We start from the raw sequence: 15,640 nt of genomic DNA on the forward strand, positions 1-15,640 counted from the left end.
CAAACCATGAAAATCCTCCTCGCGGGCGACTCCACAGTGGCGGCCTGCCCAAGTTACGAATACCCCATGAGCGGTTGGGGCGCCCACCTCGCACCCGAAACCTACTGGTGGGCTGCCGTGCACAACTACGCCAAGGGCGGCGCCACCACGGAGTCGTTCCGCGAAGAAGGCCTCTGGCACCAGCTTCTCCACCAGAGCGTCCAAGGCGACGTCGTTCTCATCCAGTTCGGGCACAACGACCAGAAGCGCGCCCACCTTGCCGCCCGGACAGGCTACGCGGAGAACCTCCGTCGCATGGTTGCCGAGGTGCGTTCCAAGGGCGGGGTTCCGCTTTTGTGTACCCCCGTGGAACGCCGGCATTTCGACGGCGGCGCCCTTCAGGAGACACTCGGTGAGTATCCCGCCGTCGTGCGTGAACTCGGCGCCGAGCTAGGGCTGGACGTCATCGACCTGAACCGGTGGACCCGCGCGCTGTACCTGGAAATGGGGGAGGCGGGGTCCAAGGAGTTGTTCTTCCACTTCGCTCCCGGGGAGCACGCCCATTGGGCTGGCGGCCTCGAGGACAACACGCACTTTCATGAGAAGGGCGCGCGGTTGATTGCGGCTCACGTGGCGGGCGAATTGGAAAAGCTCGGGTTTGGGCTGCCGGTGTCATTGGGCGTTGGGGTGCAGGCTTGAGCGTCACTACCGTTTACGGGAACCAGCTCAAGGGGCCCGGAGACGTTGCTGATTGGATCGCCGAGGGGCCGGTCCAGTTGGAAACATACGACGACGACGGCGGGCAGGCGCTGCTGCTTTCGGGCGCGCTTGATCCTGAAGTCCACGGCGACCATGCCCACTGGACCCTGTGGTGTCCCCGCGAATTGCCGGACCACGTCCGCATCACGTGGGAGTTCAAGCCGATCGAAGAACCGGGCTTGGCGATGGTGTTCTTTGCAGCCCGCGGACACGGTGGCGAGGACCTGTTTTCCTCGGCCCTCACTCCGCGCACCGGGTTCTATCCGCAGTATCACTCCGGCGACATCGACGCCCTTCATATCTCCTACTTCCGGCACAAGTACGCTTCCGAGCGCGCGTTCCGCACCTGCAACCTCCGGAAGAGCGCCGGATTCGAACTCGTGGCGCAGGGAGCCGCTCCGCTCCCGCCGGCCGAGGACGCGGATGGCTTCTACCGCATGGAAGTGGTCAAGGACGGGCCGGAGGTTCGTTTCTCCATCAACGGTTTGCCCTTGTTCGCATGGTCGGACCCGGCGGCCGTGCCCTTGGGTGGAGGCTACTTCGGGATCCGCCAGATGGCTCCGCTCCGGGCCGCCTACCGGAACCTGATGGTCGGGCCCCTAAGTGACGGAGACCACGCTGCCATGACGTAGGATGTCCTCAACTGCGCTACCACCAACCCCTCTCTCCTTGGAACGGACCATGCCTCTTTTCGACCTTCCCCTCGAACAGCTCCGCGACTACACCTCCAGCGCCGTCCAGCCGGCCGACCTCCAACCGTTCTGGGACCGGACCATTGAGGAAGCGCGCCAATTTTCCCTCGATGCCACCTTCGAGCCCGTCGACAACTACCTCGCCGTCATCGACACCTTTGACGTCACCTTCTCCGGCTTCGGCGGCCACCGGATCAAGGGCTGGCTGCACCTCCCCGCACACCTCCAGCCCGGGCAGCGCCTGCCCGTTGTGGTTGAGTTCATCGGCTACTCGGGTGGCCGGGGGCTGGCCAACCAGAACACACGCTGGGCGCAGGCCGGATACGCGCACTTCATCATGGACTCGCGCGGCCAGGGCTACGGCGGCGTTTCCGGCGATACCCCGGATCCCCATTCCTCCGCGGGGGACGTGGCCTATGCCGGCCTGATGACCCGCGGTATCCGGCACCAGGATGACTACTACTTCCGCCGTGTCTATGTTGACGCCTTCCGTGCCGTCGAAGCGGCACAGAGCCATCCCGCCGTCGACCCTTCCAAAGTGGTGCTGACGGGCATCAGCCAGGGCGGCGGCATCACCGTGGCCACCGCGGGGCTGGCAGCGGGAAGGCTCGACGGCGTTATCGCCGCCATGCCCGACGTCCCGTTCCTGCAGGACTTCCCGCGGGCCATCGACATTACTCCCCGCGGACCGTACCCGGAGATCGCCTCCTTCCTGGGCCGGCACCGGGACCGCTACGAGGCCATGCTCGCCGTGCTGAACTACTTCGACGGCGTGCACTTGGGGAAGGCCGCCACCGTCCCGGCCCTCTTCTCCGCCGCCCAAATGGATGACATTTGCCCGCCGTCCACCGTTTTTGCCGGCTACAACAGCTACGGCCTTTCCGGCGGTACCCCGGAGAAGGACATTGAGGTCTACCGTTTCAACAACCACGAGGGCGGGCAGGAACACCACTGGATCAAGCAGTTGCAGTTCCTGCGCAAACTTTTGTCATCATGACGGACGCGATTTGCCGGGGCTGATTCGCCGCGGTTATGGTGTGGCTATGACTAAGCGTTGGTATGCGTATTTTTCGTTGGCTCTGGAGGGGCCCGCGTCTAACTGACACGCATCCAACTTTCCTTCAGAGCCAACAGGGCAGAGATGATTCTCTGCCCTTCGCCATATCCGGCGGGTTCTGAAAAGGGGCCCGCTCCGCCACCGGAACAGGACCCAGAAAATGACCAGCATCGCCCACGAAACGGCTGCAGCCGCCCAACCCGCTGATGCCCTTGAGGCCGCCCAGCCCGCCACCTCCAACCTTCGGGTGGCCCGCTTCGAGCCCCTTCCGGCACCCCAGGACATCATCGCCGAGTTGCCGCTGGACGCCCGCTCGGCTGCCGTCGTCGACCGTGGCCGCGACGAAGTACGCGCCGTCATGGACGGCGTCGACGACCGGCTGCTGGTGATCGTGGGCCCCTGCTCCATCCATGACCCCAAGGCAGGCCTCGAATACGCCCGCCGGCTGGTCAGCCAGGCCGAGAAGCACAAGGAAGACCTGCTGATCGTCATGCGCACCTACTTCGAAAAGCCGCGCACCACCGTCGGGTGGAAGGGCCTCATCAACGATCCCCACCTGGACGGCAGCCATGACATCGCCTCCGGCCTCCGCGCAGCCCGCGGCTTCCTGAAGCAGGTCACTTCCTTGGGGTTGCCCACCGCCACGGAGTTCCTGGAACCCATCAGCCCGCAGTACATGGCTGACCTGGTTTCCTGGGGTGCCATCGGCGCGCGGACCACCGAAAGCCAGATCCACCGCCAGCTCGCCTCCGGACTGTCCATGCCCATCGGCTTCAAGAACGGTACCGACGGCGACCTCCAGGTAGCCATCGACGCTTGCGGCGCCGCTGCCGCCGAACAGGCCTTCCTGGGAATCGACGACGACGGCCGCGCCGCTTTGGTGGCAACCGCCGGAAACCCGGACACGCACGTGATCCTCCGCGGTGGACGCAAGGGCCCCAACTACTCGCAGGATGACGTGGCGCATGCCTCGGAAAAGCTCTCCTCGAAGGGCCTGAACCCCCGGCTGATCGTCGACGCAAGCCACGCCAACAGCGGGAAGAGCCACCACCGCCAGGCCGAAGTGGCGCTGGAGATCGGCGCCCAGCTGGAATCCGATCCGGCTACCCCCATCGCCGGCGTCATGCTGGAAAGCTTCCTGGTTGGCGGAGCGCAGAACCTGGACGTCGCCAAGCAGCTCGCGGGGGAACAGGACCTCGTCTACGGCCAGAGCGTCACGGATGCCTGCATGGAGTGGGACGTTACTGCTTCCGTTCTGGAGCAGCTGGCGGCCTCGGCCCGGAAGCGTCGGCTGGCGTCGGGGGAGTAGGCGGGAAGTACAGTCCCACTTTTCCCAAAGTGCTTTCACATTGGCACCATCAGCCTCTAGAGTATCTAGACATGGTTGTTTGATGGCTCAGCATCGGCACACCGTTCTGCTGGGGGTGTCCTATTGTCTGAGAGCAAAGGAATATGGGAAATGTCCGCGGAGACTAACTTCTCGAACGCGCGTTTCATGACGGTGGCCGAAGTGGCCGACGTCCTGCGCGTTTCCAAAATGACCGTGTACCGCTTGGTTCACTCCGGAGAAATGCCGGCCGTCAGGTTCGGCCGTTCTTTCCGTGTTCCCGAGGAGGCCGTCGCACAGTACCTGAAAGGTGCTGTTGTGGACGGGCAAACCGAGACCGCCTGAGTGCCGATTGTCCGCACAGCGGGCCGTGGTCATCGGGTACCTCTGTGAAGCGGTACCCTGTTAAGGAACGTTTTACGTCATTGTAAGAATCTGTCAGTTGTACTGTCTGCTGCTTTGTCCGCGGATCCGTTCCAACAGACAGGACCTTCATCTAGTTTGTAAGGAACTTTCGTGGGTTCAGTTATTAAGAAGCGCCGCAAGCGTATGGCCAAGAAGAAGCACCGCAAGCTGCTTCGCAAGACTCGCCACCAGCGCCGCAATAAGAAGTAGAAATATTTCATCAAGCGTGAATGCCCGTTGCCTCCAAGGCGGCGGGCATTTCTGCATCCCCGCCCCTCCTGCATCCCCGCCCCTCCTGCATCCCTCTATCACCTCCCGCGCCCTTTAGGGTGTTCCTCTATCACGTCCCGCCCGTTTCGGGGCGTTCCTCTATCACGTCCCGCCCGTTTCGGGGTGTTCCTCTATCACGTCCCGCCCGTTTCGGGGTGTTCCTCTATCACGTCCCGCCCGTTTCGGGGTGTTCCTCTATCACGTCCCGCCCATTTCCGGGCGTCCCTCTGTCACCCCCGGGCGAACCCGGACTCGACCGAAGGGTCCATCCATGCCGTCCGCAGTGCCTTCTTGATCTGCTTCGTTGCAGAGACGAAGTCTTCTCCCGCGTCGTCTTTGTCGAATACCAAAACGGTCCATCCGGCCGCCCGAAAGGCTTTATCCCTGCGCATATCGCTGAGGATCTGTTCCTCCTCAAGGTGATGGCCGCCGTCGTACTGTATGGCGAGCCGGCGGGCCCTGAAGCCCAGGTCGGTAGTCGGCGAGAAGGGATCCCCTACCCGAAGTTTCACTTGGAGTTCAGGCTCCGGGAGGCCAGCATCGAGCATGGCGAGCCGAAGCCGCGTTTCCGGTGCCGAATCAGCGCCGACGCGCATAGGCTCGAGGGCCTCACGCGCGCGGACGACGCCCTGCCTTCTGCGGTGACGGTCCAGCAGTGTGCGCAGTTCAGCGAGGGTTGCGTATGGAGCAGTTCGTCCTTCCAACTCCGGCCTCGGCACGCGTATGAGCTGATCTCCAACGCAGATGAGGTCGTATAACGGTAGCTGTGTGGCCAAGTCGAGCCACGTCCTCGAACGCGTGGTCATCCGAATTCCCTGCGTCTCCTCGACTTCACCGTCAAAGGCCAACACGGTATGTCCGACCACTCCTTTGCGGCGCACAGGAGGAAGCTTCCTGGGTTTGCTGAGGTGCAGTTCGTTGGAATCTGACAACCACGGCGGAAGGAAAAGTCCCTGCAATCTCGCGGCGGTAACGTGTGAAATCCATGCTCCCGGGCTGGCGGCGGACAACGACCGTGCTGCCGCTGCAAGGTCAAAATCCCACTCCACCGGTCGATAGAGGCCCCTGCTGACAGGATCGATGTCAGTTCGCCGCCATAGCTCGGTCTGTTGTAATCCCGCAGCTTTGGCTTCACTCAATGTAAAGGGCGCGTAAGGCAGTCTAGGGCTGATGAGAGAAGGCTTTTCCATAAAGGCATTGTTGCCGGAAAGCCTCGATGCCCGCAGAAGTTATCCACAGGCACCCGGTCGATTTTGACCGGGTGATAGAGGAAGCCGGAAAACCGGGCGGGAAGTGATAGAGGAAGCCGGGAAAGGCGGCGGGAAGTGATAGAGGAACCCGGGGGAAGGGGCGGGAAGTGATAGAGGGTCAGCGGGGGGTGCGGAAGCGGCTGAATCCCCGCCACAATCCATAAACAGCCCCACCCACCGTAGCGGCTTTGAGGCCGAGGGTTGCCGCGCGGCGACCGGAGCGGAAGTCGTAGACCGGCCAATTGTTCTCGCGGGCGTGCTTGCGAAGCCGGGAATCAGGATTGATCACCACGGGATGGCCCACCATGGTGAGGAGCGGGATGTCATTGGCGGAGTCGCTGTAGGCCCAGCAGTGCTCCAAATCCAGGCCTTCCCTTTCAGCGACCAGGCTGACGGCGACTGCTTTGGCCGGGCCATGCAGAATGTCGCCCACCAAACGCCCGGTATACATACCGTCCTCGATCTCACCGACGGTACCCAACGCGCCGGTCAGCCCAAGCCTGGTGGATATCACTGTGGCAACTTCGATAGGAGTGGCAGTAACCAGCCAGACGGGTCGACCAATTCGAAGATGCTGCTCCGCCAAGGCCTTGGTGCCGGGCCAAATCCTGGACTCGATCATCTCGTCGTAGACCTCTTCGCCAAGTGCTTTGATGTCATCGACGGTGATTCCTGCGGCGAGCGTTAAGGCCGAGTCCCGGACGGCATGGACATCATCCAGGTTTTCGCCGCGCAATACGAACTTGAACTGTTTCCAGGCAAACCCCGCTGCCTGGGACAGCGTGAAGGCCCTTCGTTCGTACATTTTCCGGGCCACATGGAAGAGGCTTGCGCCCTTCATCAAGGTGTTGTCCACGTCGAAGAAAGCAGCCTCACCGGTATTCGACTGCGCTAGGGCAGCCGCGGCTATGGCGGCGTTATTCTCCTCGGGCATGCATTGAGTCTAGTCAATTGCCGCCGCCCCTCGCTGGGAGGCGCGTTTACGCCGCCCCGCGGGTGGGATGTGGGAGAGGGATGGTCGGGTGGGGGTGGGATGTGGGAGAGGGATGGTCGGGTGGGGGTGGGATGTGGGAGAGGGATGGTCGGGTGGGGGTTAACGTGGAGGCATGGCTACTCCCGACGTCGTCCTCCTCACCAAAGCTGACTGCCACCTCTGCACGGCGGCCTGCGCCGCCGTCGAACGCGTGACCTCCGGGCTCGGAGTGGCGTGGACGGAGCAACGGATCGAGGATGATCCTGAGCTGCAGCAGAAGTACGCGGAGGAGATCCCGGTGGTCCTGGTGGACGGCGTGCAGCGGGATTTTTGGACGATCGACGAACAGCGGTTGACGCGGATTCTCAAGAAGGCCCTGGCGGCCTGAGCGGCAGCTACCGGGAGGTAACGGCTTTTGTTGAGCGTGGCCGGGGGCCATAGAGTTGAACAACAAAGTGACGCAATGGAGAAAACCGTGACTGCGCTGGAACCGTCCCCTGAAGCAACAACGGGGGACCACGAATCTGCCGCGAAGCAGATCCCGCCCGCGGCTGTGGCCCGGATGACCCTCTACTTGCGCGCGCTGAACTCGCTCCTGGCTGAAGGCGTGGAGCGGGTCTCTTCGGAGGCCTTGGCTGAGGCTTCCGGTGTCAGCTCCTCCACCCTCCGCAAGGACCTGTCCTACGTGGGGTCTTACGGCACCCGGGGCGTGGGCTACGAGGTGCAGAACCTCAGCCGCCACATCGCCGCTGCCATGGGGCTGACGCACGACTGGAAGGTCGCGATTGTCGGTGCCGGGAACCTCGGCAAGGCACTGGCCAGGTACGGAGGCTTCGAGTCCCGCGGCTTCGATGTTGTTGCCATTTTTGACGCCGACCCCATGGTGATCGGCAACGAGGTGGGCTGGCTGCGGGTCAGCGACGCCGCCGAGCTGGAACGCGTCTTGGAGCGGACCCACGCCAACATGGTGGTGTTGGCGCTCCCTGCAACAGTGGCCCAGCAAGTCTGCGACCGGGTTATCGCCGCGGGGATCCGCAGCATCCTGAGCTTCGCGCCCGTGCTCCTTCAGGTCCCGCCGCACGTCAACCTGCGGAAAGTCGACATGGCCACCGAGCTGCAGATCCTGGCGTACCACGCACAACGGGCACAGACTCCGGGCGGGGCCGTTTAGCCCGCCGGGTCCGTGCCCGTTGTTGAAAGTTCACGGCTTATGACCGTGAAGTGATGGCCTAGCGGCCGTAAGGGTTTTGGTACGGGTTGCCGAAGGCCTGCTGCTTACGGAAGTAGGGAGCAGTAGCCGGCAGGTAAAGCAACACCATCGCGGCAACGCCGAGCAGGATGGTGATGGTGCCCACGCCGATCTGGGTCAGGCCGAGAAGCGAAATCGCGGCGAAGACCGTGCCCAGGATGCGGGCCCAGTTCTTGCCCTTGCGGATCTTGAAGGCGACCAAGGCATACAGCCCGGCCATGATCAGCGAGATGATCACCACGAACGTGATGGCAACGCCAACGATGCTGCTCACCGAGATTTCGCTTCCGCTGGTGCCCTGCGCATCAAGGGCGTCCTGAATCATGGACTGGCCTTCGCTGGAGTTCAGCAGGGCGATGGTTACGGGGATGGAGATCAGGGTCAGGATGCCGGCGGCAAGGATCATCCAGAAGGAGACGTTGACCAGTTGGGGGACGCCGCTGGGACCCGGCTGCTGGCTGGGCCAGTTGGTGTCCTGCCCGTACTGCGGAGCAGCTTGGCCGTAAGGCGAGCCCTGCTGCCCGTACTGGGGAGCCTGCTGGCCGTACTGCGGTGCCTGCTGGCCATACTGTGGGGCTTGCTGGCCGTACTGCGGCGTTTGTTGACCGTACTGGGGAGCAGCCGGCTGCCCGTACTGCGGCGCCTGCGGCTGGGACTGCTGGCCGTACTGCGGTGTAGAGGGCTGGGACCCCTGCTGCTCGGGGCCGGAGTCGCCCGGGTTCGAGGGCGGGTAGGGAGGGTTGCTCATGGCATTCCTTTGCTTGTTCGACTACTGGTACGGCTACCGGGGTCCACAAAATACCCTGCCCCCAGCATGGTTCTGAATCCACCGTACCCCGACCGTTTGGCGGTGGGGACGAGCACACGCTGGAATTTCCCGCGTGTGGATAAATCATCATGTGGGCGTACAAAGACCGCGGGAAATACGCCTTCGTGATGAAGGCCGCGGCCCCCGTAAGGGCCGCGGCCTTCCGCGCTTGAGCAACGCCCGACGGCGGAACCGGAGTCCGGCGCCGGCCATAAGGCCCGACGGCGGAGCATCGGTTTGGTCAGGCAGTGCCCTTGACTGCCTTGAACCAAAGTTGCGAGTTGGGAAGCCACATGAGGACGACGGCTACGGCGCTGACAAGGAAGCCGAACCAGTTGCTGCCCAGCCCGGTGCTTGGACCGCCCATGTTGATGGAGCCGAAGATGGCGAGCACCAGTGACACGGCGGCAATGGCGGTGAGCGCCAGGCGCGCCCATTCCTTGCCTTCCTTCATCTTCATGGCCAGCACCACTTGGGCTGCGGCCACGGCGAGGCTCACGACGAGCAGTACCAGGGCGACGGCTGCCAGGGCCGGAATGAAGGCAAAGGCCGCGATGATGGCGAAAAGTCCGATCAGCCCGAACAATAACCCCACCAGGCCCGAGATTACCCAGATGAAATAGGACACTTTCAGTTCGGTGGGCAGGCCTTGGGTCTTGAACATGCCGGAGAAGCCACCCTGGGGGAGGACATCGTTGAAGCTCCGGGGACCGTCGGTGGGCATTTCGAAGTGGAACCCGCCGGGCTGGCCCGCAGCAGGCTGCGAATATTGGCCCGGCTGCGAATACTGGCCGGGCTGGGGCTGTTGACCCGGTGACTGATAACCCGGGGGCGGCTGGTAGCCCTGGGGAGGTTGGTAGCCCTGCGGAGGCTGGTAACCCGCAGGAGGAACATTGCCGGGCTGCGGAGGCTGGGCGCCGGGCTGCTGTGGCTGTGGTGCTTCGTCTGGGTTACTCATGGCATCACTCTAGACCGCAGGGTGTGCGAAACATAGGAAATTCCGGACCAACGATTTAGGTAAGTACGCGCAGGTCAGCCAGCTATTAGCCCGGTGAGTTCCGAGCACGCGGGAACGGCGCCTCCGCCCAGCCCTGTCGGGGCTCACCTGATGCGGTGAGGGGGAGACGCCGTTCCGTGGAAAAGCGGGGAAATCAGGCAGCGGCCGGTGCGATGAAGGCGAGTTCGAGGTTGATGGCAACCTTGTCGCTGACCAGGACGCCGCCGGCTTCGAGCACGGCGTTCCAGGTGAGGCCGAAGTCCTTGCGGCTGATGGTGGTTTCGCCGGAGACGCCGGCGCGGGTGTTGCCGAACGGGTCTACGGCCACGCCGTTGAACTCGGTCTCGATGGCAACTTCCTTGGTGACACCCTTGATGGTGAGATCGCCCACAAGGTCGAAGCCGTCTCCGTTGGCCTTGACGTGGCGGGAGACGAAGGTCATCTCCGGGAACTTCTCGATGTCGAAGAAGTCCTCGCCCTTGACGTGGGCGTCGCGGTTGGCGTCACCGGAGTCGAAGCTGGCGGTCTGGATGGTGGCGGTCACCTTGGAGTCCGTGAGCGTTTCGCCGACCTCCAGGGTGGCGGATGCGTCCTTGAACTGGCCGCGAACCTTGCTGATACCGGCGTGACGCACGGTGAAAGCGATCTCGCTGTGGGAGTTGTCGAGGGTCCAAGTGCCGGTGGTGACGTTGGCGGGGAGGGTCATCATGGTGTTGCTCCTGTGTGGTGGAAGGGATTGTGCTTACCCGGCTGAACTTGATTACTTGAAGTATCAACCGAGCTTCGTATCCAGTATAAACATGCATATGCATCTTTTATTCCACCCCGCCGGAACATTTTTGGAAAACTTTGAGTTCTACTAGCGGTAGAAGATTTCAGATCGCTCCGTATCTTTGAGAAACTGGTAAACATGCCCCACGCAACTGTCCATCTGCTCCGCCATGGCGAAGTCCATAATCCCGATGGCGTCCTGTATGGTCGGCTGCCCGAATTCCACCTCTCCGAACGGGGCAGGGATATGGCCCGCATGCTTGCCGAGCACTTCACGGCGCGTGCAGGAAACGGCGCGAAGATCGTCCACCTGGTGGCCTCGCCACTGACGCGCGCGCAGGAAACTGCCGTGCCCACGGCGGAAGCACTTGGCCTGGAGATCACTACCGACCCGCGCATCATCGAGGCGGAGAACCACTTCGAGGGGCTCCACCCGACCAAGAGCGAGTTCCTCAAGCCCAAGCACTGGTTCTACTTCCGCAACCCCCTGCGGCCTTCCTGGGGCGAACCGTACAAGGAACAGGCGGCCCGCGTGATCGCCGCGGTCCAGGATGCCCGCCTGAAGGCCCTTGAACTGGGCGGTGAGGGAGCAGAAGCAATCCTCGTCAGCCACCAGCTGCCCATCTGGGCTACCCGCCTGTCCGCGGAGGGCCGGCCGTTGGCCCACGACCCCCGGAAACGTGAATGCACCCTGACATCACTGACGTCGTTGGTGTTTGACGAAGACGGCAAGATCCTCCGCATCGAGTACAGCGAGCCCGCGGCAGTCCTGCTGCCCGGTGCTGCCAGCACCCCGGGGGCATGAAAGCGAATCATGGATAAGAAGAACCTCACGCGCCGCAGTGCGCTCGCTGCCGGCGGCGTCCTCCTGGCAGGGCTCACCATGGGCCTCTCTGCCTGCGCCCAGGAGGATTCCCTCGCCGAACAAGCACGAAAGGGCGACAACAAGAACTACGTTGCAGGCGACGGCTCCGTGACCGAGTTTGCCAAGGCTGACCGCAGTGCACCTGTGGCGCTCAAGGGAACCCTCTTTGACGGAACGGCCGTAACCCCGGACGTCCTCAAGGGAAAAGTCACGGTGCTGAACTTCTGGTTCGCCGCCTGCGCGCCCTGCCGGGTGGAAGCGCCGCAGCTCGAAGCGCTGCACCAGGAGTACAAGGACCAGGGCGTCCAGTTCTTCGGGGTCAACCTGCGTGACGAAAAAGCCACGGCCGAAGCGTTCGACAAGACCTTCAACATCACCTACCCGAGCTTCAATGACAAGGACGGGGCGGTCCTGCTCTCCGTCTCCGGCATTGTTCCACCCGGCGCCGTACCCACCACCCTGGTGCTGGACAAGGACGGCAAAGTTGCCTCCCGTGTGCTGGGCGAGATCGAAAAGAGCACGCTCAAGGCCCTGATCGCTTCAGCCGTGGCCGAGTAGTCCCCATGAACAGTCCCTTCGCCGAAACCATCCTGAACGGATCGTTGCTGCTGGCCGTGCCGGTGGCTCTTTTGGCGGGCCTTGTTTCCTTTCTTTCCCCGTGCGTGCTGCCGCTCGTCCCGGGTTACCTTGGCTACGTCACCGGGCTGACCGGCGTCGACCTTCAACGGCAGCGGCGGGGCCGCATGCTGGTCGGGATCGGCCTGTTCGTGCTGGGCTTTTCGGTCATCTTCGTGCTCCTGGGCGGGGCGTTCGGCCAACTGGGCACAGTGCTCACCGGCAGCCAGAACGCATGGATCACCCAGCTCCTGGGGGTCCTGGTGATCATCATGGGCGTCGTGTTCATGGGTGGCTTCTCCTGGTTGCAGCGCGACGCGAAGATCCACGCCAAACCTCCGGCCGGCCTGTGGGGTGCTCCGTTGCTTGGGCTGACGTTCGGCCTGGGGTGGGCCCCGTGCATCGGACCGACGTATTCGGCCGTGCAGCTGCTGAGCCTTTCCGGAGGATCGTCCGCGGCGAAGGGTGCGCTGCTCGCCTTCGTTTACAGCCTGGGACTGGGTGTGCCGTTCCTGTTGATCGCGCTGGCCGTCCGGCGTGGCATGGGCGTGATGTCCTTCTTCCGCAAGCACCGCCTGGCCATCCAGCGGATCGGCGGCGGCATCCTGATTATGCTTGGCATCCTCATGGCCACAGGAGTGTGGGGTCATTGGGTGACTGAGTTGCAGTACTGGTTCCAAACCGACGTGAAGTTGCCGATCTGATGAGCGAGTCCGTGAAATCCACCAAGAAGTCTCCCGCCGAAGGACCTGACGCGGGCAAGCTCCAGCAAGCAAAGTCGGACGCCGCGCTGCCCACGTTGGGTGTGGGCGGCATGCTCCGTTGGGCATGGACGCAGCTCACCAGCATGCGCACGGCCCTGTTCCTGCTGCTCCTGCTTGCGGTTGCCGCAGTGCCCGGATCGCTGTTCCCGCAACGGCCCGCGAATCCCGCAGTGGTGACCGACTGGATTAAGAACAACCCGACGTCGGGCCCGTTCCTGGATGCTGTGCAGATGTTCGATGTCTACTCCTCGGCGTGGTTCTCGGCCATCTACCTCTTGTTGTTCATTTCGCTGATCGGTTGCGTCACGCCCCGGGCCATTGCGCACTACAAGGCCATGAAGTCCCAGCCGCCGCGTACGCCAAAGCGCCTGTCGCGGCTTCCGGAGTACGGCACCCTGGTCCTGGCCGCCGACGCCGGGATCCCGGCGTCGACGGCCATCACCGATGCCGCCGGAGTACTGAAGAAGCGCGGCTACCGCGTTGAGGTCAGGGACGCCGACGGCGATCTGCCGAGCCTGGGCGCCGAGCGCGGCTTCATGAAGGAAGTGGGAAACCTGGTTTTCCACACGTCGCTGATCGGCGTGCTGGTGTCAGTGGCCATCGGCGGGCTGTTCGGCTACAGCGGTCAGCGCATCCTTGTGGAGGGCGACACGTTCGTCAACACCCTGGTGGGCTACGACCAGTTCTCCCCGGGCACCAACTTCCAGAGCGGCTGGCTGCAGCCATACTCGGTCCGCCTGGACAAGTTCCAAGCCACCTTCGACAGGGAATCGCCCAATAAGACCGGCCAGCCGATCGACTACACGGCCGAGGTAACCACCAAGGAAAACCCGGATGCTCCCGAGAAGAAGGAGATCCTCAAGGTCAACGACCCCATCTCCCTGGGCGGCACCAGCATGTACCTCACGGGTAACGGTTACGCTCCTGTGGTCACGGTCCGCGACGGCGAGGGCAATGTAGCGTTCCAGGGCCCGGTTACTGCCAAGGTCCAGGGCGACAACTACTACTCTTCGGTGGTCATCAAGGTTCCGGACGGCAAACCGGACCAGTTGGGCTTCAACGGCTTCTTCCTGCCCACCGCGTTCGAAACGGAAGAAGGGATCTCCTTCAGCGCCGATCCCGTCCTGGCCAACCCCCAGCTCAACCTCGACTCGTACTTCGGCGACCTGGGCCTGGACAAGGGTGTTCCCCAGAACGTCTTCGAGCTCGACGTCAGCGACCTCACCCAGTTGAACGGACGCAAGCTCGAGGCCGGCGGCATCACGCTCGCCCTGGGCCAGACTGCGACGCTCCCGGAGGGCAAGGGAAGCATCACTTTCGACAGCGTCAAGAAGTACGTCGGTGTGGACATCCACCACAACCCGGGCCAGCTGTACGCGTTGATTTTCGGCCTTCTGGCCGTTGCCGGCCTGGTGACCTCGCTCTACATCAGCCGCCGCCGCGTGTGGGTCCGGACCGGAACCCACCAGGACGGCCGCACCATGATCGAGTACGGCCTCCTGGCCCGCGGCGAAGACCACCGCCTGGCCGGCGAAGCAGCGGCCATCAGGGAACTCCTCGCCAACGAATGGCAGATTTCGCCGCACCCCAGTGACACTCCCGACACCGTCTCTTCCACAACCCAGAAGGACCAGTAATGCCCGCTATCAACGAAACCCTGGGCCAGTACAGTGAGCTCTTCATGCTGTTGGCCGCCGGCACGTACACCATTGCGTTCCTTGCTTTCCTCTGGGACCTGGCCAAGAGCAGCAAGACCCTCCGTGCCGTTGACCTGAAGGCGGCAGCGGGCTCGACCACGGAAAAGGTCGCCGTGGCGGCCGGCCGAATCGGCTTGGGTGCCTCCGACGCCGCAGGGCCGGCGGACCGTGGCGAGCGTCCGACGTCGGGCCCTACCGTTGCTGAGTCGACGGCGGCGGGCGACATGAAGTACGCCGGCGAACGCCGGGCTGCCGCCCGGGTGGGCGTAGCACTGACCGTCCTGGGTGTGCTCATCCACGGTGCCGGCGTCGTGACGCGTGCGCTGGGTGCCGGCCGCGTGCCGTGGGGCAACATGTACGAGTTCCTCACCACGGGTGCTTTTGTGGCGGTGGCGGTCTTCCTCATCGCGCTGATCCGCAGGGACCTCCGCTTCCTGGGCACGTTCGTGGTTGGCCTGGCCATCATCATGCTTGTTGCCGCATCCGTGGCTTTCTGGACTCCGGTGGGCCACCTCGTTCCCGCGTTGCAGAGCTACTGGCTGATCATCCATGTGTCCATTGCGGTGCTGTCCTCTGCGTTGTTCACCCTGACGTTTGCGATGTCCGCGCTGCAGCTGCTCCAGTCCTACCGCCAGAAGAACCTGGCCGCAGGCCGCGCGGACAACCTGGCGTTCCTGCGCGTGGTCCCCAACGCCTTGAGCCTGGAAAACCTTTCCTACCGGATCAACACCGTGGCCTTTGTCGGCTGGACCTTCACCCTGATGTTCGGTGCCATCTGGGCCGAAAAGGCGTGGGGCCGTTTCTGGGGCTGGGACCCTAAGGAAGTCTGGACGTTCGTCATCTGGGTGGTCTACGCCGGCTACCTGCACGCCAGGGCAACCCGCGGCTGGACCGGAACGCGTGCTGCGTGGTTGTCGATCGTGGGCTACGCCTGCGTGATCATCAACTTCACGCTGGTGAACACGGTCTTCAACGGCCTGCACTCGTACTCAGGCCTCTAAAGCCGTACGGCCGTGGCGGCCGAATGTTGGCCGGCAAGGCCGCGACCGTGGCCTGATCTGGGCTTTCTCCATCGAGTCGACTATCAGTTGAAGAAAGCTCCAAGGAAGCTGTGAAAAGTGCTTTTGCCCGCTGCCGGGCAAGTGCTACCTTGTGTGAACCC

18 protein-coding genes are annotated in these 15,640 nt (G+C 63.3%); 13 read left to right on the forward strand and 5 right to left on the reverse strand.

The genetic code is table 11. The features are described 5' to 3' along the window. Positions 1-6: 6 nt before the first annotated feature. The 6 genes from HMI59_RS04690 (at position 7) to HMI59_RS04715 (ending at position 4,429) form a co-directional block, all read left to right on the forward strand. The gene (locus tag HMI59_RS04690; RefSeq protein ID WP_193592973.1) at positions 7-678 is read left to right on the forward strand and encodes a rhamnogalacturonan acetylesterase; all 672 of its coding nucleotides are present in this window, start codon (positions 7-9) and stop codon (positions 676-678) included. After that, positions 675-1,370, forward strand: a complete 696-nt coding sequence (locus HMI59_RS04695) for a DUF1961 family protein (protein ID WP_227471535.1) — start codon at positions 675-677, stop codon at positions 1,368-1,370. The genes HMI59_RS04690 and HMI59_RS04695 overlap by 4 nt, the downstream gene beginning before the upstream one ends. A gap of 49 nt (positions 1,371-1,419) precedes the next feature. Beyond that, on the forward strand, positions 1,420-2,427 hold the full coding sequence (locus HMI59_RS04700) for an acetylxylan esterase (protein ID WP_193592974.1): 1,008 nt from the start codon (positions 1,420-1,422) through the stop codon (positions 2,425-2,427). Positions 2,428-2,647: 220 nt separating this feature from the next. Then, positions 2,648-3,796: a 3-deoxy-7-phosphoheptulonate synthase gene (locus HMI59_RS04705; protein WP_166187348.1), complete on the forward strand. Its 1,149-nt coding sequence runs from the start codon at positions 2,648-2,650 to the stop codon at positions 3,794-3,796. Positions 3,797-3,946: 150 nt separating this feature from the next. Then, positions 3,947-4,159 carry a helix-turn-helix domain-containing protein gene (locus HMI59_RS04710; protein ID WP_021474348.1) on the forward strand — a complete coding sequence of 71 codons (213 nt, stop codon included), beginning with the start codon at positions 3,947-3,949 and terminating at the stop codon, positions 4,157-4,159. A gap of 171 nt (positions 4,160-4,330) precedes the next feature. Next, complete coding sequence (locus HMI59_RS04715; protein WP_003792170.1) at positions 4,331-4,429, forward strand: 30S ribosomal protein bS22; 99 nt, start codon at positions 4,331-4,333, stop codon at positions 4,427-4,429. A gap of 290 nt (positions 4,430-4,719) precedes the next feature. Here the strand turns inward: HMI59_RS04715 and HMI59_RS26065 are convergent, their stop codons facing one another. Next, a complete protein-coding gene (locus HMI59_RS26065; RefSeq protein WP_370583567.1) occupies positions 4,720-5,295 on the reverse strand; it encodes an endonuclease domain-containing protein in 576 nt (191 codons plus the stop codon). Between the two features lie 562 nt (positions 5,296-5,857). Beyond that, a complete protein-coding gene (locus tag HMI59_RS04725) occupies positions 5,858-6,673 on the reverse strand; it encodes an HAD family phosphatase (protein ID WP_021474351.1) in 816 nt (271 codons plus the stop codon). Positions 6,674-6,845: 172 nt separating this feature from the next. On the opposite strand from HMI59_RS04725, the gene HMI59_RS04730 reads away from it, so the two are divergent. Both HMI59_RS04730 and HMI59_RS04735 read left to right on the forward strand, forming a co-directional pair. Then, on the forward strand, positions 6,846-7,100 hold the full coding sequence (locus tag HMI59_RS04730; RefSeq protein ID WP_193592976.1) for a glutaredoxin family protein: 255 nt from the start codon (positions 6,846-6,848) through the stop codon (positions 7,098-7,100). A 75-nt stretch (positions 7,101-7,175) separates the two neighbouring features. Beyond that, positions 7,176-7,883, forward strand: coding sequence for a redox-sensing transcriptional repressor Rex (locus HMI59_RS04735; RefSeq protein WP_193592977.1), 708 nt, complete (start codon positions 7,176-7,178; stop codon positions 7,881-7,883). A gap of 58 nt (positions 7,884-7,941) precedes the next feature. Here HMI59_RS04735 and HMI59_RS04740 read toward each other — a convergent pair whose 3' ends face one another. The 3 genes from HMI59_RS04740 to HMI59_RS04750 form a co-directional block, all read right to left on the reverse strand. Beyond that, positions 7,942-8,709 (reverse strand): hypothetical protein, encoded by a 768-nt coding sequence (locus tag HMI59_RS04740; protein WP_193592978.1) that lies wholly within the window; start codon positions 8,707-8,709, stop codon positions 7,942-7,944. A 301-nt stretch (positions 8,710-9,010) separates the two neighbouring features. Then, entirely contained in the window at positions 9,011-9,727 is a 717-nt protein-coding gene (locus HMI59_RS04745) for a hypothetical protein (RefSeq protein WP_193592979.1), read from the reverse strand. Between the two features lie 193 nt (positions 9,728-9,920). Beyond that, entirely contained in the window at positions 9,921-10,472 is a 552-nt protein-coding gene (locus tag HMI59_RS04750; RefSeq protein ID WP_193593674.1) for a YceI family protein, read from the reverse strand. A gap of 204 nt (positions 10,473-10,676) precedes the next feature. Between HMI59_RS04750 and HMI59_RS04755 the strand changes: the two genes are divergently transcribed. From HMI59_RS04755 to ccsB, 5 genes are read left to right on the forward strand one after another with little or no spacing between them, the layout of a single operon-like run. Further along, complete coding sequence (locus HMI59_RS04755) at positions 10,677-11,342, forward strand: histidine phosphatase family protein (protein WP_193592980.1); 666 nt, start codon at positions 10,677-10,679, stop codon at positions 11,340-11,342. Positions 11,343-11,351: 9 nt separating this feature from the next. Beyond that, on the forward strand, positions 11,352-11,960 hold the full coding sequence (locus tag HMI59_RS04760) for a TlpA disulfide reductase family protein (protein WP_069695893.1): 609 nt from the start codon (positions 11,352-11,354) through the stop codon (positions 11,958-11,960). A 5-nt stretch (positions 11,961-11,965) separates the two neighbouring features. Then, positions 11,966-12,721, forward strand: coding sequence for a cytochrome c biogenesis CcdA family protein (locus HMI59_RS04765; protein WP_166186669.1), 756 nt, complete (start codon positions 11,966-11,968; stop codon positions 12,719-12,721). Continuing rightward, complete coding sequence (locus tag HMI59_RS04770; RefSeq protein WP_193592981.1) at positions 12,721-14,418, forward strand: cytochrome c biogenesis protein ResB; 1,698 nt, start codon at positions 12,721-12,723, stop codon at positions 14,416-14,418. The genes HMI59_RS04765 and HMI59_RS04770 overlap by 1 nt, the downstream gene beginning before the upstream one ends. Next, positions 14,418-15,479 (forward strand): c-type cytochrome biogenesis protein CcsB, encoded by a 1,062-nt coding sequence (ccsB, locus tag HMI59_RS04775; protein WP_193592982.1) that lies wholly within the window; start codon positions 14,418-14,420, stop codon positions 15,477-15,479. Before HMI59_RS04770 ends, ccsB begins: the two co-directional genes overlap by 1 nt. The last annotated feature ends 161 nt before the right edge of the window (positions 15,480-15,640 follow it).

Origin of the sequence: Paenarthrobacter sp. YJN-5 (genome assembly GCF_015040095.1) — a bacterium.
GTDB classification, from domain to species: domain Bacteria; phylum Actinomycetota; class Actinomycetes; order Actinomycetales; family Micrococcaceae; genus Arthrobacter; species Arthrobacter ureafaciens.